The organism is Pseudomonas sp. UTLPPB19802 (genome assembly GCF_059730225.1).
Map to the genome: position 1 here is coordinate 520,984 of NZ_AP048545.1, position 24,637 is coordinate 545,620.

At 63.5% G+C, this 24,637-nt stretch carries 19 protein-coding genes; 6 read left to right on the plus strand and 13 right to left on the minus strand.

Annotated features, from left to right (window positions below; genetic code table 11):
* Window positions 1–2 precede the first annotated feature (2 nt).
* Window positions 3–1,046 carry a LacI family DNA-binding transcriptional regulator gene (locus AC6I6U_RS02385; protein WP_497880479.1) on the minus strand — a complete coding sequence of 348 codons (1,044 nt, stop codon included), beginning with the start codon at window positions 1,044–1,046 and terminating at the stop codon, window positions 3–5.
* A gap of 209 nt (window positions 1,047–1,255) precedes the next feature.
* Between AC6I6U_RS02385 and AC6I6U_RS02390 the strand changes: the two genes are divergently transcribed.
* The 3 genes from AC6I6U_RS02390 (at window position 1,256) to mgrA (ending at window position 6,376) form a co-directional block, all read left to right on the plus strand.
* On the plus strand, window positions 1,256–3,505 hold the full coding sequence (locus AC6I6U_RS02390; RefSeq protein ID WP_497880480.1) for a TonB-dependent receptor: 2,250 nt from the start codon (window positions 1,256–1,258) through the stop codon (window positions 3,503–3,505).
* Window positions 3,506–3,549: 44 nt separating this feature from the next.
* A complete protein-coding gene (locus tag AC6I6U_RS02395) occupies window positions 3,550–4,887 on the plus strand; it encodes an LLM class flavin-dependent oxidoreductase (RefSeq protein ID WP_497880481.1) in 1,338 nt (445 codons plus the stop codon).
* Between the two features lie 451 nt (window positions 4,888–5,338).
* Window positions 5,339–6,376, plus strand: coding sequence for an L-glyceraldehyde 3-phosphate reductase (mgrA, locus tag AC6I6U_RS02400; RefSeq protein WP_497880482.1), 1,038 nt, complete (start codon window positions 5,339–5,341; stop codon window positions 6,374–6,376).
* A gap of 47 nt (window positions 6,377–6,423) precedes the next feature.
* Here the strand turns inward: mgrA and AC6I6U_RS02405 are convergent, their stop codons facing one another.
* The 5 genes from AC6I6U_RS02405 to AC6I6U_RS02425 all read right to left on the minus strand — a co-directional run bounded on the left by AC6I6U_RS02405 (window position 6,424) and on the right by AC6I6U_RS02425 (window position 13,713).
* A complete protein-coding gene (locus tag AC6I6U_RS02405; RefSeq protein ID WP_497880483.1) occupies window positions 6,424–7,620 on the minus strand; it encodes a helix-turn-helix domain-containing protein in 1,197 nt (398 codons plus the stop codon).
* 21 nt (window positions 7,621–7,641) lie between these two features.
* Window positions 7,642–8,298: a hypothetical protein gene (locus AC6I6U_RS02410; RefSeq protein ID WP_497880484.1), complete on the minus strand. Its 657-nt coding sequence runs from the start codon at window positions 8,296–8,298 to the stop codon at window positions 7,642–7,644.
* A 212-nt stretch (window positions 8,299–8,510) separates the two neighbouring features.
* Window positions 8,511–11,564 carry an efflux RND transporter permease subunit gene (locus AC6I6U_RS02415; RefSeq protein ID WP_497880485.1) on the minus strand — a complete coding sequence of 1,018 codons (3,054 nt, stop codon included), beginning with the start codon at window positions 11,562–11,564 and terminating at the stop codon, window positions 8,511–8,513.
* Complete coding sequence (locus AC6I6U_RS02420; protein WP_497880486.1) at window positions 11,561–12,631, minus strand: efflux RND transporter periplasmic adaptor subunit; 1,071 nt, start codon at window positions 12,629–12,631, stop codon at window positions 11,561–11,563. The genes AC6I6U_RS02415 and AC6I6U_RS02420 overlap by 4 nt, the downstream gene beginning before the upstream one ends.
* A complete protein-coding gene (locus tag AC6I6U_RS02425) occupies window positions 12,628–13,713 on the minus strand; it encodes an efflux RND transporter periplasmic adaptor subunit (protein ID WP_497880487.1) in 1,086 nt (361 codons plus the stop codon). Before AC6I6U_RS02425 ends, AC6I6U_RS02420 begins: the two co-directional genes overlap by 4 nt.
* Window positions 13,714–14,354: 641 nt before the next feature.
* Between AC6I6U_RS02425 and AC6I6U_RS02430 the strand changes: the two genes are divergently transcribed.
* Complete coding sequence (locus tag AC6I6U_RS02430; protein WP_497880488.1) at window positions 14,355–15,527, plus strand: AAA family ATPase; 1,173 nt, start codon at window positions 14,355–14,357, stop codon at window positions 15,525–15,527.
* 140 nt (window positions 15,528–15,667) lie between these two features.
* Window positions 15,668–15,796, plus strand: coding sequence for a hypothetical protein (locus AC6I6U_RS02435; RefSeq protein ID WP_497880489.1), 129 nt, complete (start codon window positions 15,668–15,670; stop codon window positions 15,794–15,796).
* A gap of 87 nt (window positions 15,797–15,883) precedes the next feature.
* On the opposite strand, the gene AC6I6U_RS02440 is transcribed toward AC6I6U_RS02435, so the two are convergent.
* The 7 genes from AC6I6U_RS02440 to AC6I6U_RS02470 form a co-directional block, all read right to left on the minus strand.
* Window positions 15,884–16,666, minus strand: a complete 783-nt coding sequence (locus tag AC6I6U_RS02440; protein WP_186684156.1) for a MetQ/NlpA family ABC transporter substrate-binding protein — start codon at window positions 16,664–16,666, stop codon at window positions 15,884–15,886.
* A gap of 289 nt (window positions 16,667–16,955) precedes the next feature.
* Window positions 16,956–17,852 carry a sigma 54-interacting transcriptional regulator gene (locus AC6I6U_RS02445; RefSeq protein ID WP_497880490.1) on the minus strand — a complete coding sequence of 299 codons (897 nt, stop codon included), beginning with the start codon at window positions 17,850–17,852 and terminating at the stop codon, window positions 16,956–16,958.
* 56 nt (window positions 17,853–17,908) lie between these two features.
* On the minus strand, window positions 17,909–18,490 hold the full coding sequence (locus tag AC6I6U_RS02450; RefSeq protein ID WP_497880491.1) for an alpha/beta hydrolase: 582 nt from the start codon (window positions 18,488–18,490) through the stop codon (window positions 17,909–17,911).
* A 334-nt stretch (window positions 18,491–18,824) separates the two neighbouring features.
* Complete coding sequence (locus AC6I6U_RS02455; RefSeq protein WP_017901974.1) at window positions 18,825–19,226, minus strand: ExbD/TolR family protein; 402 nt, start codon at window positions 19,224–19,226, stop codon at window positions 18,825–18,827.
* A gap of 1 nt (window position 19,227) precedes the next feature.
* A complete protein-coding gene (locus AC6I6U_RS02460) occupies window positions 19,228–19,953 on the minus strand; it encodes a MotA/TolQ/ExbB proton channel family protein (protein ID WP_497880492.1) in 726 nt (241 codons plus the stop codon).
* Window positions 19,954–19,993: 40 nt separating this feature from the next.
* Entirely contained in the window at window positions 19,994–20,818 is an 825-nt protein-coding gene (locus AC6I6U_RS02465; protein WP_497880493.1) for an energy transducer TonB, read from the minus strand.
* A 246-nt stretch (window positions 20,819–21,064) separates the two neighbouring features.
* Window positions 21,065–23,437 carry a TonB-dependent receptor gene (locus AC6I6U_RS02470; protein ID WP_497880494.1) on the minus strand — a complete coding sequence of 791 codons (2,373 nt, stop codon included), beginning with the start codon at window positions 23,435–23,437 and terminating at the stop codon, window positions 21,065–21,067.
* Between the two features lie 153 nt (window positions 23,438–23,590).
* Here AC6I6U_RS02470 and AC6I6U_RS02475 point away from each other — a divergent pair, with 153 nt between their 5' ends.
* On the plus strand, window positions 23,591–24,538 hold the full coding sequence (locus AC6I6U_RS02475; protein ID WP_497880495.1) for a LysR family transcriptional regulator: 948 nt from the start codon (window positions 23,591–23,593) through the stop codon (window positions 24,536–24,538).
* The last annotated feature ends 99 nt before the right edge of the window (window positions 24,539–24,637 follow it).

A 24,637-nucleotide genomic window follows, 5' to 3' on the forward strand; every position in this document is an offset into this window, starting at 1 on the left:
GGTCAGGCGCTCTCGCGCTCGATCACTTGGCAGGTCAGCAGGTTCAGGCGCTGCACCTCATCCACCGGCAACGCCCCCAGGCTTTCCAGCACCCGCGTCGCCGCCAGCACGCCGATCTCCAGCGCCGGCGGCTTGATGGTGCTCAGGCTCGGCAGGAGCATCTCGGCGAACGGATAATCGCCGAAGCCCAGCACCGCGCACGCCTCGGGAATCTTCAAGCCGGCGCGCTGCCCGGCCAGCAGGCCACCGGCGGCCAGGTTGTCGTTGGCGAAAATGATCGCGTCGGGTCGGGTAGCGCCGCTCATCAGCGCCTGCATCGCCTGCTTGCCGGCCTCGAAGGGCGCGAGCCCCGCCTGCGGGGCGAACACCCAGGGCTCCAGTCCCAACTCACGCACTGTCGCGGCATAACCATCGCGACGCTCCAACGCACTGAAGTCGCCTGCGGCGCTGTTCTGCACGAACGCGATCCGCCGATAGCCCTTGCCATGCAGGTAACGGGCGGCACTGACGCCGACTTCATGGTGGGAAAAACCGATCTGCAATGGCGCACGCCCAGGCTGGTAATCCCAGGTCTCGACCACCGGGATATCCGCCTCGGCGATCATCTTCTCGGTGCCCGCGCTGTGGAAACGGCTGGTCAGCACCAGCGCCGCCGGCGACCAGCCCAGAAACGCCCGCACCGCACTCTCTTCCTGCTCCGCCGAAAAGTAGCTCGACGCCAGCAGCAACTGGTAGCCATGGTGATTGAGGGTGTCGCTGAAGCCCTGGATGGTGTCGGCGAAAATCGGTCCGGAGATGTTCGGGATCACCATCGCGACAATCCGACCACGGGCGGACGCCAACCCGCCGGCGACCAGGTTGGGCACATAGCCCAGCGCCTCGACCACCGCCGCGATCCGCTCGCGGCGCTCGGGCGAGACCTGTTCGGGGTTGTTGAAGTAGCGCGACACGGTGATCGCCGAGACCCCAGCCTCCTTGGCAACCGTGCTCAGGGTAACCCGCCCGGCCCCCCGGCGCTTACGGCCTGGCGCTTTGTCAGCAGTCAAGATGCAGTCCTTCTTGAAAACTAAAAGGAATATAAAAGTAATTTTTCAGTATTGGACGGTCTATGTCGACCTTCCCGATACTGGCGATGTTAGCGCTAACAAAACGCTTTGTCTGCCTGCTACTCGCTCGAGCGAATGCCCCAAGACAAATCAGGCGCTGTCGACGCAGAGCGACGGCGGTTCAGGGTCATTTTTCGAGCGGGCACCACATGCACAACACATTCGGGGAGCAACACACACTGGTACGGGCGATCCGTGCCGCCACGCCACGGCGCCCACACCTGGCCTGGCTGCTGGCCGGCCTGGCCGCGCTGCCATCGCCGGCAGTCTTCGCCGCCGACAACGGCAGCGACCAGGAACCGACCCTCAAGGCAGTCACCGTCACCGCCACCCGCCGCGAGGAATCGCTGCAGAAGGTTCCGGTGGCGGTCTCGGTGGTCGACGGCGAACAGCTGGAGCGTGACAGTCGCAACGGGGTTGCCAGCATCGTCCAGCAGGTGCCGACCCTGAACTTCCGCACCGGCGCCTCGAACAAGGACACCTCGCTGTTCGTCCGTGGCGTCGGCACCATCTCCACCTCGCCAGGAGTGGAGCCGACCGTGGCGACGGTGATCGACGGCGTGGTCTACAGCCGTCCCGGCCAAGCCACCCTCGACCTGCTCGACCTCGACCGCATCGAGGTGCTGCGCGGCCCGCAGGGCACGCTGTTCGGCAAGAACGCCTCGGCCGGCGTGCTGAACATCGTCACCAAGGCGCCGACCGCCGAGACCCACGGCTACATCGACCAGTCATACTTCAGCGGCAACGAAAGCCGCACCCGTTTCGGCATCGGCGGCAGCCTGGTTCCCGACACCCTCAAGGGTTCGCTGACCACCCTGTTCGGCAGCTACGACGGCAACGTCGACAACAAGGCCAACGGCCAGGAAGTCAACGGCTACAACCACAAGGGCGTGCGCGGCAAGCTGGAGTTCACCCCCAACGAGGACGTGAAACTCACCCTCGCCGCCGACTACATGCAGTCCCACGACGACGCCCCCAACGGCGTGGTCAGCAAGTCCCTGAGCCCGGCCTTCACCAATGCGCTGAGCCCGGTGCGGCCGTCCTCCGATAACCGCGACATCAACGCCGATACCCGCAGCTACGTCGACGACATCAACAAGGGCCTGTCCGCCCAGCTCGACTGGAACCTGGGCGACTACACCCTGACCTCGATCACCGCCTGGCGCGGCTGGAGTAACCACCAGTACCAGGACGGCGACCGCCTCGGCACCGTCACCGCAGCCTTCCCCGGCACCGCCGACCGCGGCGCCCTGGACTTCAACCAGTACTCCCAGGAGATCCGCCTGGCCTCGCCCAAGGGCCAGTTCCTGGAGTACGTCGGTGGCCTGTTCTACATGCACGGCAAGGACGAAGAGACCTACCAGCGCACCCTGACCACGACCACCAGTGTCAACCGTGGCGTCGCCGACTACAGCACCACCAATGACAGCTACGCGGTATTCGGTGAAAGCACGCTGAACTTCACGCCGAGCTTCCGTGGTATCGCCGGCCTGCGCTACACCCACGACGACCTGTCCTACGATCACCGCCGCGTCTCGACTTCCGCGACTACCGTCAGCGGCATCCAGCCCGCCACCAGCAGCCATGGCTCGGTGGACGAGGACGGCTGGTCCGGGCGCCTGGGCGTGCAGTACGACCTCAGCGACAGCGTCACCAGCTACCTGACCTACTCGCGCGGCTACAAAGGCCCGGCCTACAACGTGTTCTTCAACATGCAGCCACGGGACACCGATGCGCTGAAGCCGGAAACCTCCAACACCTGGGAGGCCGGGATCAAGGCCACCAGCTGGAACAACCGCCTGACCACCAACCTGGCGGTGTTCCACAGCGACTATGACAACTACCAGGCGAACTTCTACGACACCGTCGCCGGGCAGGTGGTGACCCGCCTGATCAACGCCGGCAGCGTCAGCACCGAAGGCGTGGAAGCCGACTACGCGCTGCAGGCCACGACCAACCTCAAGCTCTCCGGCGCCCTGGCCTACACCCGCGCGCGGATCGACGAGTTCTCCTGCCCGCCAGGCGCCGCCGCCAGCTGCAACGTCAACGGCAAGCCACTGCCGTTCAGCCCGGACTGGAAGAGCTACGTGCGTGCCGACTACACCGTGCCGCTGAACAACGGCCTGGACCTTGAACTGGGCACCGACTTCAGCTGGCAGAGCGAGGTGCAATACGACATCGCCCAGAACGTCGACACCAAGCAGGGCGCCTACGGCATCTGGAACGCCAGCATCGCCCTGGCCGACTACAACCAGGGCTGGCGCGTGGCACTGCTGGGGAAAAACCTCGGCGACAAGTCCTACTCTCCGTTGCTGGCCAGTGGCGGCAACTACATCTACCGGGCCGTGCCACGGGATGACGAACGCTATTTCGGCATCCAGGTGCGTAAGGATTTTTGAGCCGTTGCGTGCACAACCCTCAATTGATCGCCAAGGAACCTGTCATGACCCAAACTCCGCGCCAGTTGAAACTCGGTGCCTTCCTGATGGCCACCGGGCACCACGTCGCCGCCTGGCGCCACCCGGACGTCCCGGCCAATGCCGGACTGGATTTCGCCCACTACAAGCAGCTGGCCCGCATCGCCGAGGCGGCGAAGTTCGACGCGCTGTTCGTGGCCGACAGCGTTGCCGCCGCCGAAGGTGAAATCGCCAGCCGCATGGCCCGCTCGGATCACTTCGAACCGCTGACTCTGCTCTCGGCGCTGAGCGCGGTGACCGAACGCATCGGCCTGATCGCCACCGCCACCACCAGCTACAACGAGCCGTACCACGTCGCCCGCAAGTTCGCCTCGCTGGATCACCTGTCCGGCGGCCGCGCCGGCTGGAACCTGGTGACCTCGGACGCCGCCGCCGAAGCCCTGAATTTCGGCCGCACCGAGCACATCAGTCATGCGGAACGCTATGAGCGGGCCCGCGAGTTCCACCAGGTGGTCACCGGTCTGTGGGACAGCTGGGAAGACGACGCCTTCACCCGTGACAAATCCAGCGGCCAGTACTACGACCCGACCAAGCTGCACGTGCTGGATCATCAGGGCAAACATTTCAAGGTCCGCGGCCCGCTGAACGTCGCCCGCTCGCCCCAGGGCCAGCCGGTGGTCGTCCAGGCCGGCTCCTCGCAGACCGGCCTGGAACTGGCCGCGCAGACTGCCGAAGTGGTGTTCACCGCACAAACTTCCTTGGCCAGGGCACAGGCGTTCTACGCCGACCTCAAGGGCCGCCTGGCACGCTTCGGACGCTCGACCGACGCCCTGAAGATCATGCCGGGGGTGTTCGTCGTGGTCGGCCAGAGCGAAAGCGAGGCACGGGAGAAACATGAAGCGTTCCAGGAACTGGTCGAGCCGCAGGTCGGCGTCGCGCTGCTCGGACGCATGCTGGGCAACTTCGACCTGTCCGGCTATCCGTTGGATGGCCCGCTGCCAGAACTGCCACTGACCGACAGCGGCCAACAGAGCCGGCAGAAGCTGCTGACCGAACTGGCCGGCACGGAAAACCTGACCCTGGCGCAACTGGGCCGGCGTATCGCCGGTGGCCGTGGGCACTACAGCCTGGTCGGTACACCAATACAGATCGCCGACGAGCTGCAGGCCTGGTTCGAACAGGGCGCAGCGGACGGTTTCAACGTGCTGGTACCGCACCTGCCGGGCGGGCTGGCGGACTTCGCCGCTGGCGTAGTGCCGGAATTGCAGCGCCGTGGACTGTACCGGACCGAGTACCAAGGCACCACGTTACGCGAACATCTCGGGCTTGAGCGGCCGGTAAACCGGTTTGCACAGCCCTTGTAGAGCCGAGTGCAAGCCAGGAAAACAGTTTCCGCCGGAAAAATGCTCACTTTTTAACCAAAAGCTGCCATCTAATCGTACTTTTCCGTAATACGTAGTATGTGTACCGAGTCAAAAGTTTTGATTCTTCTAGAAATTACTGGACGAATCCGAAGTTTAAGCAAAGGGTCAAAAGTAAGCAGGTATGTACTAACTTGTACTGCCCCTTAAATGGCGTTCCATGGAAAATTGAAAGTCAAGTGCAAATTTTCGGGGCGGGGAGAAATATGCCTGTCGGGAAATTTGCGCGAGCGACGGCAAGCCCGGGACAAAACCCGGAAAAACATGAAACGTTTCAGTCACGGATCGAATCCGAGATAGGAGTGGTCTGCCGCAGGCGTATGCTGACTGATCCGGACTGCAATGAAGTGGGCCCCGGCCCTGTGAAATTTCCCGCGCAATGAGAGAGGATTCGATGACTTATCAAGCTGCCGAAAACCGCTACGACTCCATCCCCTACCGCCGCGTCGGCCGCAGCGGCCTGGTGCTGCCGGCGCTGTCCCTGGGCTTGTGGCACAACTTTGGCGACAGCACGCCGATCGACACCCAGCGCGCCCTGCTACGCACGGCCTTCGACCTGGGCATCAACCACTTCGACCTGGCGAACAACTACGGGCCACCCTATGGCAGTGCCGAGACCAACTTCGGCCGCCTGCTGCGCGAGGACTTCAAGCAGTACCGCGACGAGTTGATCATTTCCAGCAAGGCCGGCTGGGACATGTGGCCCGGCCCCTACGGCCAGGGTGGCGGCTCGCGCAAATACGTGCTCGCCAGCCTCGACCAGAGCCTGCAGCGCATGGGCCTGGACTATGTGGATATCTTCTACTCGCACCGCTTCGACCCGGACACGCCACTGGAAGAAACCGCCAGTGCGCTGGCGACCGCCGTACAGCAGGGCAAGGCGCTGTACATCGGCATTTCGTCCTATTCCGGGGTGAAAACCCGCGAGATGGCGGCGCTGCTCAAGGAATGGAAGATTCCGCTGCTGATCCACCAGCCGGCCTATAACCTGCTCAACCGCTGGGTGGAAAAGGACCTGCTGGATACCACCGAGGAATTGGGTACGGGGGTAATCGCCTTCACGCCACTGGCCCAGGGGCTGCTGACCGACAAATACCTCAACGGCATTCCGCAGGACGCGCGAATCAACCGTCCGGGCGGTGGCTCGCTGCGCGAGTCGCACCTGTCCGAGCAGAACATCGCCCATGTCCGGGCTCTCAGCGAAATCGCCAAGCGTCGCGGCCAGAGCGTGGCGCAACTGGCCCTGGCCTGGACCCTGCGCGATCCACGGGTGACCTCGGCGCTGATCGGCGCGAGCCGGCCGGAACAGATCATCGAGAACGTCGGGGCGTTGAAGAACCTGGACTTCAGCCAGGAAGAGCTGGCGGAGATCGATCGTTTCGCCCGCGAAGGCGGGATCAATCTGTGGGAAAAGCCGTCAACGGCTGAGTGAAGCATGAGGAATGCGCCTCGACTCCATGCGGAGTCGAGGCTCATCACTCATAAGAATCTAGCCGGAAAGCCCAGAATACTGGCCGTTACCCCTCCAGCAACTCGCTTGGGCCTGAGATTTTGCCTGAGCTGCAGCTCAACCACATGCGGTCTATCCATAGAAGCAAAGTAACCCGCCTCCAGATTACAAAGCCCCTCCAGCGTCCTCACAGGAAGCCCAAGGAGTTGCTGCACCTGAGGTCGAGAAAGCACCTTGTTTTCCACAAGCATCTTCACCCCTCGACCTACAACCTTTGGCCGTTCAAACTCGAAGTCCTTATCCATCGGCTCGCCTTTAGCCCACCCCCTGGCAGCGCGCGCGCACCACAATCGTGTGGCTGTGTTGTCGTTGATCATCGCCAATTCCTGGCAACGCGTGATCATGGCGGCAACCGAAACTTTCCAACTCGACTTCAACGCCAACAACGTATCCAGTGTCGGCCACCGAACCTCTCGACTGAAGCCTTCTGCTGGCAGCAAGAAAGCACTCGCAAAACGGTTGGCCTGAGCTTCAAGCAGTCGATGCCTGGTTTTGGACTGCTCCTGGGTAACATAACGGTGCAATACGATATGGCCCAGCTCATGAGCTGCATCGAAACGACTGCGAATTCCATCGGACTTGTCATCAACCAGCAGTACGTAAGGTCTCTGGTCCAGCTCATGCCAATTGGATACTCCTTCCAGCTTCAGATAACCAACGGATGTCCTGGCACACACAATGCCGGCGTTCTCCATGACCTGAACAACATCCGGAATCGGAGCGAACCCCATCCCCCAGGCTTGACGACAGTCACTGGCAACCTGCTCGATTTCCTGATCAGAAATCAGCTCGCAATCAGTTTCCCGCAGAGATGGGACATTGACCGCAGGAAAATCGAGGCCTTCCTGAAGTTTGTACACAACGTCCTGAAGCCATTCCAGCCGAACACCAGCAATATCTCTCGCACTGCCAGTCGTACTGGACCGGGAGCGGAAGAAAAAAGGAGTCGTTTCCTTCGCCATCAGCGGCGCTTCAAACAGCCAGTTTTTACCGATGCCAAAAACATCACATAGTCGCTGAACAGCATCAGAGTCGGGAGACTGAGAACCACTCTCCCATTTGGAAACAGTGCCCGAGTTGCACCCGGCCAAGTCAGCAAAAGCTGCCTGAGCAATGCCAAGCGACAAACGCAGCTGTGTGATGCGACCGGGCTGAACGGTTTTCATGGTTGACCTCCGAGCTGGTCGCTAATCATCGGCTTGATCATTCGCAATTTCGGCGTACCGCATCTTATCTCGCAATTTCGTCCAGGCAATATCCCGGGAGCCCACCGCTCCTGTCTCAACATAGCCATTGATAAGCTCTCGGAGCGTGCAACTCATGTGGAAGCCCTTGCCGTTGAAATAGGGCACCGCAACCGTGATTCCAAGCGGCTCTGCCTGACTGAAATACCCTGGAGGAGGGGCCTGCACAATCACTAAAGCGTGCATGAGCTGTTCGCAGGACGGCTGGGGCAACGTGTCGATCCAGTCCACTTGAGCAGCAGCAAGCGATTCGTTGAGTGTCCTGAGCTCGGATCTGTACTTCGCTGGCCGGATGTCTTTTTGCCAGTGCAGCACCACTGCGGTGATTCGTAGTTTTCCAAGAGCGAGTAGAACGTAATAGCTACCCTTGGGGTTGGTGTCTCGAATGATCGGCACCCGATGCTTCATCGCCCCCATGGCGTCCTGCACGAAGCAGTGTCGCAGCTGTCCTCGAAGATGTTCCTGTGGCGTATGCAAGAGCTGCTGGCTGTCCTCCAAGGCCTTTTGGAAGGTTTGAGGAATGGATATCTCAAGCTCTTCAAAAAAACCTCGGTCGACCTCCGAGCGAATAAAGCGTTGAATTTCTTCTTTTGTAACCATGTTGCCACCACTCACCCTAATGGATTGAGTGGAATTTTTACGGTATTTCCTATCCGTTAATAAACCAAAATACTGTTTCCATATACAGCACAAAAGACACCGGACGTGCATCCCGGAGATTCAGGGAAACCGAAAAGAGTCACTGACAGCCTCCCTGCGATGGAGGCGTCACATACACCATCGCAGGCCAATCAGATACCCAAAGGGATGGTTCAGGCCACGTCGCGTTTCGGCTCGCGAATCCGGTACCACGCCACGTACAACGCCGGCAGGAACATCAGCGTCAGTACCGTCGCCACGACGATGCCACCGATCATCGCGTAGGCCATCGGCCCCCAGAACACCTCACGGGCAATCGGGATCATCCCCAGGCTCGCTGCCGCCGCCGTCAGCAGGATCGGCCGGCGCCGATGCTCGGTCGCCTCCACCACCGCGTCCCACGGTTCATAGCCGTTGCGCTCGTACTCGTCGATCTGGGTCACCAGAATCACCGAGTTGCGAATGATGATGCCGATCAGCGCCAGGATTCCGAGGATCGCGACGAAGCCCATCGGCGTGCCCGTCGGCACCAGCGCCAGGACCACGCCGATCAGCCCCAGCGGCGCGACACTGGCCACCAGGAACATCTTCTGCACGCTGTGCAGCTGGATCATCAGGAAGGTCGCCATGAGGAACAGCATCAGCGGCACCACCTGGGCGATCGGCCCCTGGGCCTTGCCGCTTTCCTCCACGGTACCGCCGGTGACCACTTTGTAGCCCACCGGCAGGCCGGCAGAGAACTGGTCGATATCCGGCTTCAACTGCCGCACCAGGTCGGTCGGCTGGATGCCACTGCGCACGCCGGCCTTGAGGGTGATAGTCGGCAGCCGGTCACGCCGCCAGACCAGCGGCTGCTCCAGCTCGTAGCGCACCGTGGCGAAGGCCAGCAGCGGGACCGAGGTGCCATTGGGCGTGACGATCTGCAGGTTCTGCAGGGTCTCCGGCGTACCACGCTCGCTGTCCACCGCCCGCCCGACCACATTGATCAGGTAGATATCGTCCTTGACCTGGGTCACCGGCGCGCCACTGACAATGGTGTTCATCAGCTTGGCCACGTCCTCGGACGACAGGCCGAACTGCCGCGCCTTGTCCTGGGCGATGTCGATGCGCAGGACCTTGCCCGGCTCGTTCCAGTCGTAGATGGTCTCGCCGACATTGGGGTTCTTGTCGAGCAGGGTCGCCAGTTCGATGGCGTGCTTGCGCACCTGGTCGATGTCCTTGCCGCTGACCCGATACTGCAACGGCCGCCCCACCGGCGGGCCCATCTCCAGGGTCTGGACGAAACTGCCGATACCGACGAAATCGTCGCGCAGGCGCTTGTTCAGCCGGTCCATGAGCGCCGCGCGCTGCTCCAGGCTCTTGCTGACGATGATCAACTGCGCGTAGTAGGGGTTCTGCAACTGCTGGTCGAGCGGCAGGTAGAAACGGATCGCACCCTCGCCGATGTAGGTGCTCCAGCGCAGAATGTCCGGGTCGTCCTTGAGACTGGCTTCCAGCCGGTCCACGGCCTTGCGGGTCTCGTTGATCGAAGCGTTCTGCGGCAGGTTGAGATCCACCAGGATCTCCGGCCGGTCCGAGGACGGAAAGAACTGGTTCTGCACGAAACGCATGCAGAACACCGACAGGGCGAAAATCAGCACGGTGAGGCCGATGGCCCACCAGCGATTGCGCAACGACCACAGCAGCCCGGCGTTGAAGGCCCGGGCCACCCGTCCATTGCCGGTGTCGTGGGCCTTCACCTTCTCGCTGAGAATGTGCACGCCGATCACCGGCGCGAACAGCACCGCGACAATCCACGACACCAGCATCGCCACGGCGATCACCGCGAACAGGGTGAAGGTGTACTCGCCGGCCGAGCTGGCGTTGAGGCCGATGGGCACGAAGCCGGCGACGGTCACCAGGGTCCCGGTGAGCATCGGAAAAGCCGTGGAGGTGTAGGCGAAAGTTGCCGCCTGCTCCTTGCTGTCGCCCTTCTCCAGGCGGGTGACCATCATTTCCACGGTGATCATTGCATCGTCCACCAGCAGGCCAAGGGCGATGATCAGCGCGCCGAGGGAGATGCGCTGCATGGTGATGCCGCTGTACTCCATGAACACGAAGACCATCGCCAGCACCAGCGGAATCGAGCAGGCCACCACCAGCCCGGCGCGCAGGCCGAGGGCGATGAAGCTCACCACCAGGACGATGATCACCGCCTCGAACAGCGCACTGGTGAAGCCGCCGACAGCCTTCTCCACCACCTCGGCCTGGTCGGAAACCTTGTGCACGCCAACCCCCACCGGCAGGTCGGCGGTGAGGCTGTCCATGCGTTCGTGCAGGGCCTTGCCGAACGCCTGGATATTGCCGCCCTTCTTCATGGCGATCGCCAGGCCGATGGCGGTCTGGCCGTTGTAGCGGAACAGCGGCGTTGGCGGGTCGGCGTAGCCGCGGCTGATCTCGGCGATGTCCGCCAGCCGGTAGAAACGGTCGTTGAGCTTGAGGTTGACCGCCTCCAGGTCCTTCTCCGAGGCGTACTGCCCGGAGGCGCGCACCGAGATGCGCTCGGGACCGGCCTCGATCACCCCGGCCGGGGTCACCGCGTTCTGCGATTGCAGGCTCTGCACCACCTGGCGCTGGTCGATGCCCAGGGCCGCCAGCTTGCGGGTGGAGAAGTTCAGGTAGAGCACCTCGTTCTGCTCACCGATCATCTCGATCTTGCCCAGCCCCGGTACATCGCGGATCTGCGCGCGGACCTGCTCCACGTAGTCACGCAGTTGGCGCATGCTCAGGCCATCACCGGTGAAGGCGTAGACCGAGCCGAACACATCGCCGAACTCGTCGTTGAATCCCGGCCCCTGGATATCCTGGGGAAACTCCCCCCGGATATCGTCGATCTTCTTGCGCACCTGGTACCAGATCTGCGGAATGTCCTTGCCGCTAGTGGTGTCGCGCAGGAACACGAACACCGTCGACTCGCCGGGGCGGGTGTAGCTCTTCACGTAGTCGAGGGAGTCGAGTTCCTCGAGCTTCTTTTCGATGCGGTCGGTGACCTGCTCCAGGGTTTCGTCCACCGTGGCGCCGGGCCACTTGGTCTGGATGATCATGGTCTTGATGGTGAAGGACGGATCTTCCTCGCGTCCCAGGTTGATGTAGGAGAACACTCCCATCAACAACGCGACGAACATCAGGTACCAGACGAACGACTGGTGCTTGAGTGCCCACTCGGACAGGTTGAAGCTCCCTTTCATCGTGGGGTTTCCTCATCGATTCTGACTTTCTGTCCGGGCTTGAGACTGTTCACCCCTGCGCTCACCACCTTCTCGCCGGCCTTGACGCCAGCCCCCAGCAGCAGGCTGTCGCCCTCGCGGCTGAGCACGGTTACCTCACGGGGCGAGACGGTCGAGGTCTGCGGGTCGATGATCCAGATCTGCGTCTTGCCCTGGTTTTCCCACAGCACCGAGAGCGGCAACTGGGTGCGCGGCTCGATGACCGAGCTCAGGGTCACGCTGATGGAAGTGCCCAGGCGAAACGCCGCCGGGGTGTCGGCCAGGGTCAGCCGGGCCCGGCGAGTGCGGGTGGCGCTGTCGGCCTGGGGCTCGATTTCCCGCAGGCGCGCAGTGGTGTTGACGCTCGGGTCGAGCTGGCTGGCGACACGGAACTCGACGCCCTCGCGCAATTGGTCGGCCAAGGCGGCCGGCAGGTCGATCACGGCTTCCTTGATATCCGGACGGGCCAGGGTGACCACCTCCTGGCCGGCGCTGACCACCTGGCCGGCCTCGACCTTCCAGTCGGTGACCACCGCGGGATGATCGCTGCGCAGCTCGGTGTAGCCCAGTTGATCCCTGGCCTGCCCGACCGAGGCGCGGGCCTGTTCGAGAGAGGCACCGGTGGTTTTCAGGTCGGTCTGGGCCACGTCCAACTGCGCCTGGGCGCCGACGCCACGGTCGAACAACTCCTGCTGGCGGCGGGCGTTGGCCTGGGCATTGATCCACTGCGCCTCGATCCGCGACAGGTCGCCCTGGGCCGCACGCAACTGGTTCTGCTGGTCGGTCGGGTCGAGGCTGGCCAGCAGCGCGCCCTGGGCCACTTCGCTGCCGACATCGACATGGCGCCGGGCAATGCGCCCCGAGACCCGGAAGCCCAGGGTACTCTCGTAGCGCGCCTGGATGCTCCCGGCAAAGCGCCCGAGGCTTTGCACCGACTCCGGCTTGACCTCGATGAACAGCACGGGACGCACCGGCTCCGGCGGCGGCTCCTGCTTCGAGCAGGCGGCGACCAGCAGGCTGCCCAGCAACAATAACGACAGGCGCTTCATGGCGGACTCCCTCCGGCAACCGGGGCCGGTGGCTTGGCGATCTCCACCAGCATGCCCGGATGCAGCAACTGCCCACCGGCGACCACGACCTTCTCGCCACCTTGCAAGCCTTCGCCAATCATCACGTGACCGGTGAGATAACGGGCGACCTTGACCTGGTGCAGGCTGACCTTGCCGGCATCGTCCACCAACCACACGGCAGGCTCGCTGACGTCCTTGGTCAGCGCCGACCAGGGCAATTCGATACTGGCCTTGGCCGGCGCCGTCACGGTGGCGCTGACTACCGAGCCGAGGTCCATGCCGGCCGGCAGGTCACCCAGGGCCACCTTGACCTGCACCGTGCCGCTCTGGGCCGAGACCGCTGGCGTCACCTCGCGAACCTTGCCCACGGCCTTGATCGCCGGGTTGTCGAGCAGGGTCACGGTGATCGGCTGGTCCCCCGGCGGCTCCGCCAGCAACGATTCGTAGACATTGAACACTGCATCGCGCTCGCCGTCGCGGGCAAGGCTGAAGATCGGCATGGTTGCCTGTACCACCTGGCCGACCTCGGCCTGGCGCGCGGTGATCACCCCTGGCGCCTCGGCGATCAGCGCGGTGTAGCCCAGTTGTTCGCGGGCATTGGCCAGTTGCGCCTGGGCCGCGCTCAACGCGCTTTTCGCGCTGAGCAGGCCGGCCTGGGCGGAGTCGTATTCGCTGCGGCTGGTGTAGCCCTTGGGCAGGAGTTTCTGCTGGCGGACGAACGCCGCACCGGCCTGCTGCACCCGCGCCTGCTGGGCGCTGACCTCGGCCTGGGCGCTGTCGACGTTGGTCTGCAGGTCTTTCGGATCGAGCTTGGCAAGCACCTGCCGAGCAGAGATACGCGCGCCGACATCGACATTGCGCTGGATGATCTTGCCGCCGACCCGGAACGACAGGTCGGTCTGCACCCGCGCCTGGACATCGCCGGTGAGCGTGACGGAGGCGCCGAAATCCTTGCGCTGGACCTGTTCGACGAAAACGCGGGGACGCAGGGGTTCCGGGGGCTTTTCATGACCGCAACCGCTCAGGAGCGCCAGAAGCACCAAGGCTACTTTGCACTTCATTCGACGCCCTCTCATACACACTCCTTCGCGTAATGCCTACTCGCAGTGTCATTACGACTGATAGCGTAGAACAGGGTTCCGTCCTTGCTCGGCGCTGGCGAGCGGGCTTGCCCGCATTCGGCCGCGCAGCGGTCGTGAAGCCGGATACTCCGTAATCGCTGGCACACCGCGCCAGGGAGCCTTGGGGCCGCTTCGCAGCCCAGCGCGGGCAAGCCCGCTCACCACAAGAGCAGCGCCCGGACTTGCCCGACTGCTCCAGGTCGTGGCGAGCGGGCTCGTCGGAACGCCGCACCGCCACGCTCGGCCGCGCAGCGGTCGTGAAGCCGGACACTCCGTAATCGCCGGTACACCGCGCAAGGAGCCTTGGGGCCGCTTCGCAGCCCAGCGCGGGCAAGCCCGCTCACCACAAGAGCAGCGCCCGGACTTGCCCGACTGCTCCAGGTCGTGGCGAGCGGGCTCGCCCGCGTTCGGCCGCGCAGCGGTCGTGAAGCCGGACACTCCGTAATCGCCTGTACACCGCGCAGGGAGCCTTGGGGCCGCTTCGCAGCCCAGCGCGGGCAAGCCCGCTCACCACAAGAGCAGCGATGTATCGATCCGGGCAATCGGGCACACTGTCGGCTCAACCGCCAGGACCCTGCCCCATGCTCAAGACCCTCGCCGTCGCCAACTACCGCTCGATCAACAAGCTGGTGGTGCCGCTGGACCGTCTGAACCTGATCACCGGCCCCAACGGCAGCGGCAAGTCCAATCTGTACCGCGCCCTGCGCCTGCTGGCGGAAACCGCCCAGGGTGGCGTGGTCAACGCACTGGCCCGCGAGGGCGGGCTGGACTCGACGTTCTGGGCCGGGCCGGAGGTGGTCAGCCGGCGCATGGCCTCGGGCGAGGTGGCAGTGGAGGGCCAGACCAGCCGGGGGCGAAAACGCCTGCGCCTGGGCTTTGCCGGCGAGGATTTCAGCTACGCCATTTCGCTGGGGCTGCCGGACCCGCCACCTCCGATGAACACCTCGGCGTTCTACCTCGACCCGCAGATCAAGAAGGAGTGTGTCTGGGCCGGCCCGCTCTATCGCCCGGCGAGCCTGCTGGTCGCCCGCGCCGGACCGATGATCCGCGCCCGCGAAGGCCGCGAATGGGACGTGCTGGCACAGCACACACCGGACTTCGACAGTCTGTTCGACCAGGTCGGCAGCCTGCGTGGCTCGCCTGAAGTCCTGCTGCTGCGGGAAAACATTCGCGGCTGGCGCTTTTATGATCACTTTCGCAGCGACGCCGAGGCACCTGCCCGGCAATCGCAACTGGGTACCCGCACACCCGTGCTGCACCATGACGGTCGCGACCTGGCGGCGGCCTTGCAGACTATCCTGGAAATCGGCGACCCCGAGGCCCTGCAGGAATCGATCAGCGACGCCTTCCCCGGCTCGCGGCTGAAGATCGCGCCATTGCAGGGCGCGCGCTTCGCCATCGAGTTCCATCAGGACGGCCTGCTGCGACCACTGTCCGCCGCCGAGCTGTCGGACGGCACCCTGCGCTACCTGCTGCTGGTGGCGGCCCTGCTGACGCCCCGGCCACCGACGCTGATGGTGCTGAACGAACCGGAAACCAGCCTGCACCCCGACCTGCTGCCGGCGCTGGCGCGGCTGATCATCCGCGCCTCGCAACGCTGCCAGGTATGGGTGGTGTCCCATGCCAGCCGCCTGATCGCGGCCCTGCAGCAGGACCCGGCATGCAATTGCATCGTGCTGGAGAAGGTCCTCGGCCAGACGCGGATCGTCGGCCAGGGCATGCTCGACGAACCGGCCTGGAAGTGGCCGGACTGACTGGCCGGTACCGGATTTGCCGGATGCTTGCCGGGCGGCTACTTTCGTTGCAGCGGGTACGGATCTTTTACCCCGAAGGACGTTCCAAGCACGGACGAAAACGGCCAGCCAAGTGGCCGAACCATAACAAGGAAGACAATATGGCCCAGGTACAAGCGCCGCAAAAACTCGACCCAAAGGACATCGTGAAACTGCTGGTGGCGTTGCGCCGGGCAGTGAACGACCAGGCCGGCGTTCACTTGACGTCGCGCAGCGTCATTCGCGGATAAATCCATCACCCACTTTCCAGCAGGCAATAAAAAACGCCGACGCTGGTCGCTCGTCGGCGTTCAAACCTTGAAGGGGTTGTCGGTGAATCAGAACGCCGGCAGAACCGCGCCCTTGTACTTCGAATCGATGAACGCCTTCACTTCAGGGCTGGTCAGTGCCTTGGCCAGTTTCTGGATGGCGTCGCTGTTCTGGTTGTCAGGGCGGGCCACCAGGAAGTTCACGTACGGCGAATCGGCACCTTCGATCAGCAGGGCGTCCTTGGCCGGGTTCAGGCCGGCTTCCAGCGCGTAGTTGGTGTTGATCAGATCCAGGTCGACCTGGTCCAGAACGCGTGGCAGCAGGGCCGATTCCAGTTCCTTGAACTTGAACTTGTGCGGGTTCTTGGCGATGTCTTTCGGCGTCGACAGGGCGTTTTTCGGGTCTTTGAGTTCGATCAGGCCCTTGCTCTGCAGCAGCAGCAGTGCGCGGCCGGCGTTGCTGCCTTCGTTAGGAATGGCGATGGTCGCGCCGTCCTTCAGTTCGGACAGGCTCTTGACCTTCTTCGAGTAGCCGCCGAAAGGTTCGACGTGCACGCCGATCACGGTGACCAGGTTGGTGCCCTTGCCCTTGTTGAAGCCATCCAGGTACGGCTTGGTCTGGAAGTAGTTGGCGTCCAGGTGCTTCTCGGCCACCTGGGTGTTGGGCTGTACGTAGTCGGTGAAGACTTTCACTTCCAGGTCCACGCCTTCTTTGGCGAGGGTCGGCTTGATCAGCTCGAGGATCTCCGCGTGCGGGATCGGCGTGGCCGCGACCACCAGTTTTTCCCCAGCCTGGGCCAGGCCAGCGGTCAGAGCAGCCGCCAATGCGGTAAACAACAGAACCTTTTTCATGCAGTGTCCTTATCGAAAATCACGGTCGTCACCGACGACAGCCTGGAGAAGAGAGGTGCAAGCAATTTGATATCGCTTGCATGGCGTGGAAGATACCGGGATTTTTTATTCCCGAACAATACCTTTTATTCATCTTCATATTCATTTTACTCATATAAAGACATCTCCGCCTCGACACAACCTTGTAGGAGCCGGGCTTGTCGCGGCGGTTCGGCGCCCCCGACAAGCCCGGCTCCTACAGGGATATGCAAGCCATAAGGAATGAGCACTCCACAGCGTAGACGCTCGCTCAATCCAGCAAGCGCTTGAGCGCCGCCCGCTCCTGCGCGGTGCTGCTCGCCAGCAGGTGCTCGATCACCGCCAGCGGCTGCGGCAGGTTCAGATGCTCCGGCAGGATCTCGTCGCCACTGCTGACCAGCAGGGCGAAGTGGATGACGTTCTCCAGCTCGCGGGTATTGCCCGGCCAGCTGTGACGCTCCAGGGCATGCTGGGCGCTTTCGCTGATCAGCGGCACCGGCAGGCTCAGGCGCTGGCTGTAGATACCGAGGAAGTATTCGGCCAACGACAAGATGTCACCCACCCGCTCGCGCAACGCCGGCAACTCCAGGCGGCCCTCGCTGAGGTAGCTGTAGAGCCGCTCATGGAACTTGCCGACGGCAACCGCCTGGGCCAGGTCGATGCTGGTCGCCGCGACCAGGCGTACATCCACCGGGCTCGGCTGGTGCGCACCAACGCGGGTGACCTCATGGTTCTCCAGCGCCGCCAGCAGCTTGACCTGGATCGGCAGCGGCAGGTCGCCGATCTCATCCAGATACAGGGTGCCGCCATTGGCCGAGCCGAACCAGCCAGCGCGGCTGCTTACCGAGCCGCTGTGGGCGCCGGCCGCATGGCCGAACAGCTCCGCATCGGCATAGGTCGGGCTGATGGCGCCGCAGTTGACCGAAACGAACAGCCCGCCCCGGTCACTGGCGCGGTGGATATGCCGGGCCAGCAGTTCCTTGCCGCTACCGGTTTCGCCACGGATCAACACCGGCAGCGCCTTGGGCGCCAGTTGTTCGAGTTCCTCGCGCAGCTGGCGCGAACGCGGGTCGACGAACACCAGCGCCTTGGCGCGAATGCTCAGCGGACTTTTCTCAGCGTCGGGAAAGGTCAGCAACGGCTGACCGAAGGTTTCATGCAGACTCATGACAGACTCCCGCCCTGGTCCGCCGGGCGGCGGGGGCGTTGAACGAAAAAAGGAATTCAGGCGCGGCGCAGGGAATGTTGTTCCATGCGGGTTTGCAGGCGATACAGATAGGCGAATCCCTGCTCCCAGCGCTGGTGACCGGACTTGACGTTGATGTGCCCGGCACCGCTGATGATGCCGGCCTCGGCGCCCCACCGGCGGGCCAGTTCCAGGGCGCGTGGCGCGCTGACCGCCGGATCGTTGTCGGAGGCGACGATCTGGCTCGGGAACGGCAATGGCTCGCTCGGGATAGGTGCAAAATTACGCAACGCTGGCGCGCAGGCGGGCCGCTCGACATCGGCCGGGGCCACCAGCAGCGCACCCTGGACCTGGTTCAGCAGATGCGCTGGCGCAGTAAGCGCCCAGTGGGCCACGGTGACGCAACCCAGGCTGTGGGCGATCAGGATCACCGGCGTGCTGTCGGCGGCGATGGCTTCAGCCAGGGCCGCGACCCAGTCTTCACGACGCGGCGTCAGCCAGTCGGCCTGTTCCACCCGCACACTGTTGGGCAGGCTGTTCTGCCAGTGGGTTTGCCAATGATCTTCTGGCGATCCTTGCCAGCCCGGCACGATCAGATAACGAATCGACTCGTTGCGCATGGGGTACTCCTCCAGCGTTTGCGTTCCTGATCGAGTATAGGGAGGCGGAATATATCCGTTAAGGAATAAGAAGCTATTTATTAATTCCACAAAGAAATATAAACCGCATGCCCCTCTTGGACGAACCCCGCCCGCTGTAGGAGCGTGGCTTGCCCGCGAACCGCCTTCGGGCGGCCATTCAAAAACGGTTGCGGATGGCCGCCTACGGCGATTTGCGGCAGTTCGTCGCCCCGACAAGCCACGCTCCTACAATGGATGGCGTCGAGGACGAGAAATAAAAAAGGGCCGCACCCTGCCAAGGAGACGGCCCGAGAAACTTGAGGATGGGGTGCGATCAGCGTGCGGTGATCACCGACAGCTTGGTGATGCCGGCGCGCTCGATCGAGGCCATGGCGCGCGCCACCTCGCCGTAGTTCACGCCGTTGTCGGCCTGCAGTTGCACGCGCAGTTCCGGGTCCTTGGCCTTGGCCGCCTGCAGGTTGGTTTCCAGCAGGTCGGGCTGGATCTCGTCCTTGTTGAGGAAGAACTTGCCGTTGCCGTCGATGCTCACCACCAGCGGGTCCTTCTGCTCCACCGGGGCCACGGCCTCGGTCTTGGGCAGGTTGATCGGGATCGCGTTGGTCAAAAGCGGCGCGGTGACGATGAATACCACCAGCAGTACCAGCATCACGTCCACCAGTGGCGTGACGTTGATTTCGCTCAGTACCTCATCGCTGTCTTGAGTGGAGAAGGCCATGTCAGGACGCCTCCTTCACTTTCTGTGCCGAACCCTGGGCAGCGCCCTTGTTCGCGGCCGGATGCACCAGCACGCGGAACGAACTCTTCTGCGCCAGGCTGTAGAAGTCGTGGGCAAAGTCGTCGAGGTCGGCGGCGGTGAGCTTCAGGCGACGCAGGAAGTAGTTGTAGACCAGCACCGCCGGTACGGCGACGGCGATCCCGACACCGGTTGCCACCAGTGCGGCACCGATCGGCCCGGCCACGGTTTCGAGGCTGGCGGAACCGGCGGCGCTGATGCCCTTGAGGGCTTCCATGATGCCCCACACGGTACCGAACAGACCAATGAACGGCGAGGTACTGCCGATACTGGCAACCACTGCCAGGCCGGTTTCCAGCGAACGGCGCTCACGCACGATCTGCTGGCGCAGGGCTCGTTCCAGACGGTCCTGGTGATTGATCGCCTGGCTCAGGTCGGCAGCATGGCTGCCGTCACCGACCTGGATCGCCGCATAACCGGCCTGGGCCACGCGAGCGGCGGCGCCAGGCTGGGTTTCGCTCAGTTCGGCGGCCGAGTCGAGGCTGGAGGCCGCCCAGAACTGTTTGTGGAAGCGTCGATCCTGGCCTTTCAGGCGGCCGAACTGCACGGCCTTGAGCAGGGCCAGGCCCCAGGTGGCGACGGAGAAGACCACCAGCAGCCAGATCACCGCGCTTTCGATGGATTGGAGTGGAGATGCCAGTAAACTCATGATGTGTTCCCTCTTGAAACGTTAGCGCGTTGGCGGCCGGTCAGTGGATCTTGAAGTCGATGGGTACGCTGACCCAGCCGACCTGGGCGACATCGCCCTGTTTGGCAGGGACAAAGCTCCAACGCTTCACCGCTGCCAGGGCAGCGTCGTCGAGTTGCTGGCGACCACTGCTTTTCTGAATCTGGATCTCGCCCGGCTTGCCGCTGGCCAGGACCTGCACCCGCAGCACGACGGTGCCTTCCCAACCGCGACGCTGGGCCAGCGACGGGTACTCCGGCGCCGGGTTCTTCAGGTACGCGGCGTTGGCCGAAGCCGGTGTCACCGGAGCCGGGGCAGGTGGCGCCGGCGGCGCGGCCGGGGCTGGCGGTGCAGCGGGCTGCGGCGGCGCGGGCGGTTGCTCGACCGGCTTCGGCGCGGGCTTCGGCTCAGGCTTGGGTACCGGCTTCGGCTTGGGCTTGGGTATCGGCTTGGGCGGTGGCGGTTTCACCGCCAGCTCATCGACCACCGGTGGTGGTGGCTCAACGACTGGCGGTGGTGGCGGAGGCTGCACCGGCGGCGGCGGTTCGACCACGGGCGGCGCCGGTTGGGAGAACTCGATGGTCATCGGCGGGATTTCCGGCGGCACCACCGGCAATAGCGGAGTCTGCTGCTGGCTCAGCCAGTAGATCACCGCACCGTGCAGCACCAGGGCGAACGCCCCGAGCAATACCGCCTCGCGCCGGCTGAGAATGCCCTTGGGGGCTTTCTGCAAGCGCAGTTGCCCCAGCGGCGCACGGTGGGGCCGGCCGAGATCGACCAACTCGCCACCCGGTGCCTGGCGCCAGAGCACCTCGTGTGCACTGGCAGCGGTCTGGACATTGCCCATTGAATCACTCCTGCGGTCTTCAGCTAAAAATCGTCGCGGCGCACGTTGGCGGCGTCGAGGTACCGATCATCCCCGGAGGCTGCTTAGGCCCGAAAGTAATTTTTTAGGTTATTGATATGCAAAAATTGAATATGAATTTCTGACGATCTGCGCAAAGCCACGCGCATGAAGGGCTGCAGCCAATCGGCAAAAAATCGATGCTTTTCAGGCATGGAAAATATTCATCCAAGGCATGAGGCTGGGCACCTAGAAGTCATAACGACCGGTGACACCCAGGGTCCGCGGCGTACCGAGCAAGCCTTCATAACCACCGTTGCTGGCGGTCCAGAGGGTGGTGTAGTAGGTCTTGTCGAAGGCGTTCTTCAGCCACAGCGAGACGTCCCACTGGCCCTGGTTGAAATCGCCACGCAGGCCGGTGGAGAGGTTGACCACGGCATAGCTGGGGATCTGCCCGTAGGTGGAGTCCTCGACCGTGCCGACTGCCTTGGAGCGGAACGCATAGCTGGCGGTGACGTAGGGTTCCAGGCCGTTGTCCAGGTTCCACTTGTACTCGCCATTGGCATTGGCGATCCATTTCGAGGCCCCGACCACCTGGTGCCCGGTGAGATCACAGGATGCCGGTGCGCCCGGTCGCAGGCTGACCTCCGGTGGGCACGGCGCATCCTTGTAGGACAGGTACCGGACATCGTTGTAGGAGCCGTTGAGGTTGAGCGTCAGCCCACGTACAGGAATCAGCGTGCTCTCGACTTCGACCCCGCGCGAGCGCACCGAACCGGCGTTGGTCAGGTACTGCACGCGGTTGGCGTAGTCATAGGCGTTGGTCTGATAGGCGTTGACCTGGGTCCAGAACAGGTTGGCGTTGAGTTGCAGGCGCTTGTCCCACAGCGTGCTCTTGAAGCCCAGCTCGGCGTTGTTCGCCCGTTCGGTACCGATCAGCAGCGAGTCGGCACCGGCAGTCGGGGCCGTGCCCACTGCCAGGCTCACCCCACCGGACTTCTCGCCGTGGGACAGGGTCGCGTAGCCGAGCAGGTCGTCGGTGAAGCGATAGCTCAGGTTGAGTAGGCCGGACGGGCTGGTGCTGTACTGGCTGAGGTTGCCGGAGTCGTAGGCACCGACGCGGGCGCGCCGGGCGTTGGCGGCGGCACCGGTGACGGCGTCGCCACCCACCGGCGCGTTGCGGCTCACCCAGGCACTTTTCTCCTCGTAGCTGCCGCGCACGCCGGCGGTAAAGTCCAGGCGCTCGGTGAGGTGCCAGGTACCCTGGGCGAACAGCGCGAAGCTGTCGGTATCGATATGCCCGTTGCCGATACTGGTGACGTTGTTCAGCGCGCCGGTGGCGGTGCCATTCCAGACATCGGCCTGCGGCCCGTAGTAGTTGAAGCTCTTGTTATCGAGCTTGGAGCCGAAGTAGTAGGCCCCCAGCACATAGTCGAAGGCGCCGCCGGTGGGCGAGGCCAGGCGGATCTCCTGGGACCACTGCTTGTCCTCCACCGAAACCCCGGCGTTGTAGTAGGCCGTGGTATTGAGGCCATCGTCGTTGCGCGGGGTGAAGTTCCACCAGCGGTAGGAGCTGACCGACGTCAGGGTGAAGTCGTTGGGCAGGGTCCAGTTGGCCTCCAGCGAGCTGCCGCCCTGGAACACCGTGACATGCTGCGGGCCATTGAGATTGACCTTGCGGTGCGCGCCATTGACCAGGGTCGCACCAGCGGCATCGGCCCGCGACTGGTAGAGGTTGACGCCGTTGATGGTCGGCCCGGTGCTGTACAGCACGCGGGTCCCGGCGCTGGAGTCCTCCTCGTTGTAGTCGCCGATCCAGCGCAGGTTGAAGTTCTCGTTGGGCTTGAACAGCAGTTGTGCACGGAAGCCGTCCCGCGAGCCGCCATTGAGGTCGTGACCGTTGTATTCGTTCTTGATGTCGCCATCGCTGCGGGAGCGATAGGCCGACAGGCGCCCGGCCAACTGGTCGTTGATCGGCCCGGAGATACTGCCCTTGGTCTGGAAATAGCCGTCCTCGCCCATCGAGGCCTCGATGCTGCGCTCCGGAGTGAAGCTCGGCGCGCGGGTGTTGATATTGATCACCCCGGCGGTGGTGTTCTTGCCGAACAGCGTGCCCTGGGGACCGCGCAGCACTTCCAGCTGCTCGATGTCCATCAGGTCGAACACCGCCATGCCCGGCCGACCCAGATAGACGTTGTCGATGTACAGCCCGACGCTGCCTTCCAGGCCGTCGCTGGCCGGGTTATTGCCCAGGCCGCGGATCGACACGCTGGACTGGCGCGCATGCATGTAGGCGACGTTGACGCTGGGCACCAGTTGCTGCAGGTCCTGGATGCGATAGACCCGCTGGCTTTCCAGGGCCTGGCCGCTGACCACGCTGATCGGCGTGGGCACGCTTTGCGAACTCTCCTCACGCCGCCGGGCGGTGACGGTCACCGTTTCCAGGCGGCCGCTGTCGGCCTTGGTCTTGCTGGTGCTGGCGACCGGGGCAGTGTCCTGCGCGGTCTCGCTCTCGGCGGCATGGCCCAGCGACCAGCTGGCGCTGCCTGCCAGCAACAGGGCCAGGGGCAGGCGCTTGAGCCGTCGCGAGGGTTGGTGCACGGCAAGATTGGACGAAGTCATGGGCGGCTCCTGGTCAAAAAACATACATCCCGTATATTCTTTAAAGTTATTTATTTATGTTTTCTCAAAGATTTACTGCATAAGAGATTGCCTTTATAAGGAGTTGAGCGGATGCATAGCCAATGCATTTCCCCGATATTTTTTATGTGAAAAATGCATATCGATTTGCGCCAACTTCGCCACTTCATTGCCCTCGCCGAGCAGCGCAGCTTCGTCGCCGCCGCGTTGGCGGTGAACCTTTCGCAATCGGCCTTCAGCCGCAGTATCCAGGCCCTGGAACACAGCGCCGGCTGCCAGCTGGTGGACCGTGGACGCAAGGACCTGGCGCCGACCAAGCAGGGCCAGGTCCTGCTTGAACATGCCCGGCGGCTGGTCAGGGGGGCCCAGCAACTGGCCAATGAAATCAGCCAGTTCAACGGCCTGGAGGCCGGCGAGCTGCGCTTCGGTTGCGGCCCGGCGCCGGCCTCGGGGTTGATCCCGCGGGCGATCGGCCATTTCATCGGTCGCTATCCCAAGGCCCGGGTGCAGTTTCAGGTGGATGACTGGCAGAGCCTGGGCAAGCGCCTGCTCAACGACGAGTTCGAATTTTTTGTCGCCGACACCCGTTACTTCGAGGCCAACCCGGACTACCAGACCCAGCGTCTGCGCCCACGCAAGTGGCATTTCTGCTGCCGGGCCGGGCACCCGCTGACGGCCCACGAGCGCGTGACGGCCGAACAGTTGCTGAGTTATCCACTGGCCTCGACGATCCGTCCGCCGAACCTGCGCAAGGTGATTGCCGACCTCAGCGGCCGCCCGGATTTCACTCCGCAGGTGGAATGCGAAAGCACCTTCAGCCTGCTCGGCGTGGTGTTGCGTTCGGATGCCATCGGCATCTGCGGGGACAACAGCGATGCTTGGGAATATGCCCGGGGCGGGCTGGTGCGGTTGAAGGTCGAGGGGTTGGCCGATGACCTGGAAGAGCTGTACACCCGTTACGGCATCGTCAGCCGCGCCGGGTATCGGCTGTCGCCGCTGGCCGAGGCGATGATCGAGCAGATCAAGAGCGAGGATGCGTTGGAAGTGGAAGAAGTGTGCAGCCTGGAGCAGGTCGCGGTCTGAGCGGACGCCTTCGCGGCGGGCCGGCGCAAAGAGGCCCTCCCACCCACCGCACAATGCAGCCCATGCATGAAAAACAGTCACCAAATGCACTTGCCGAAA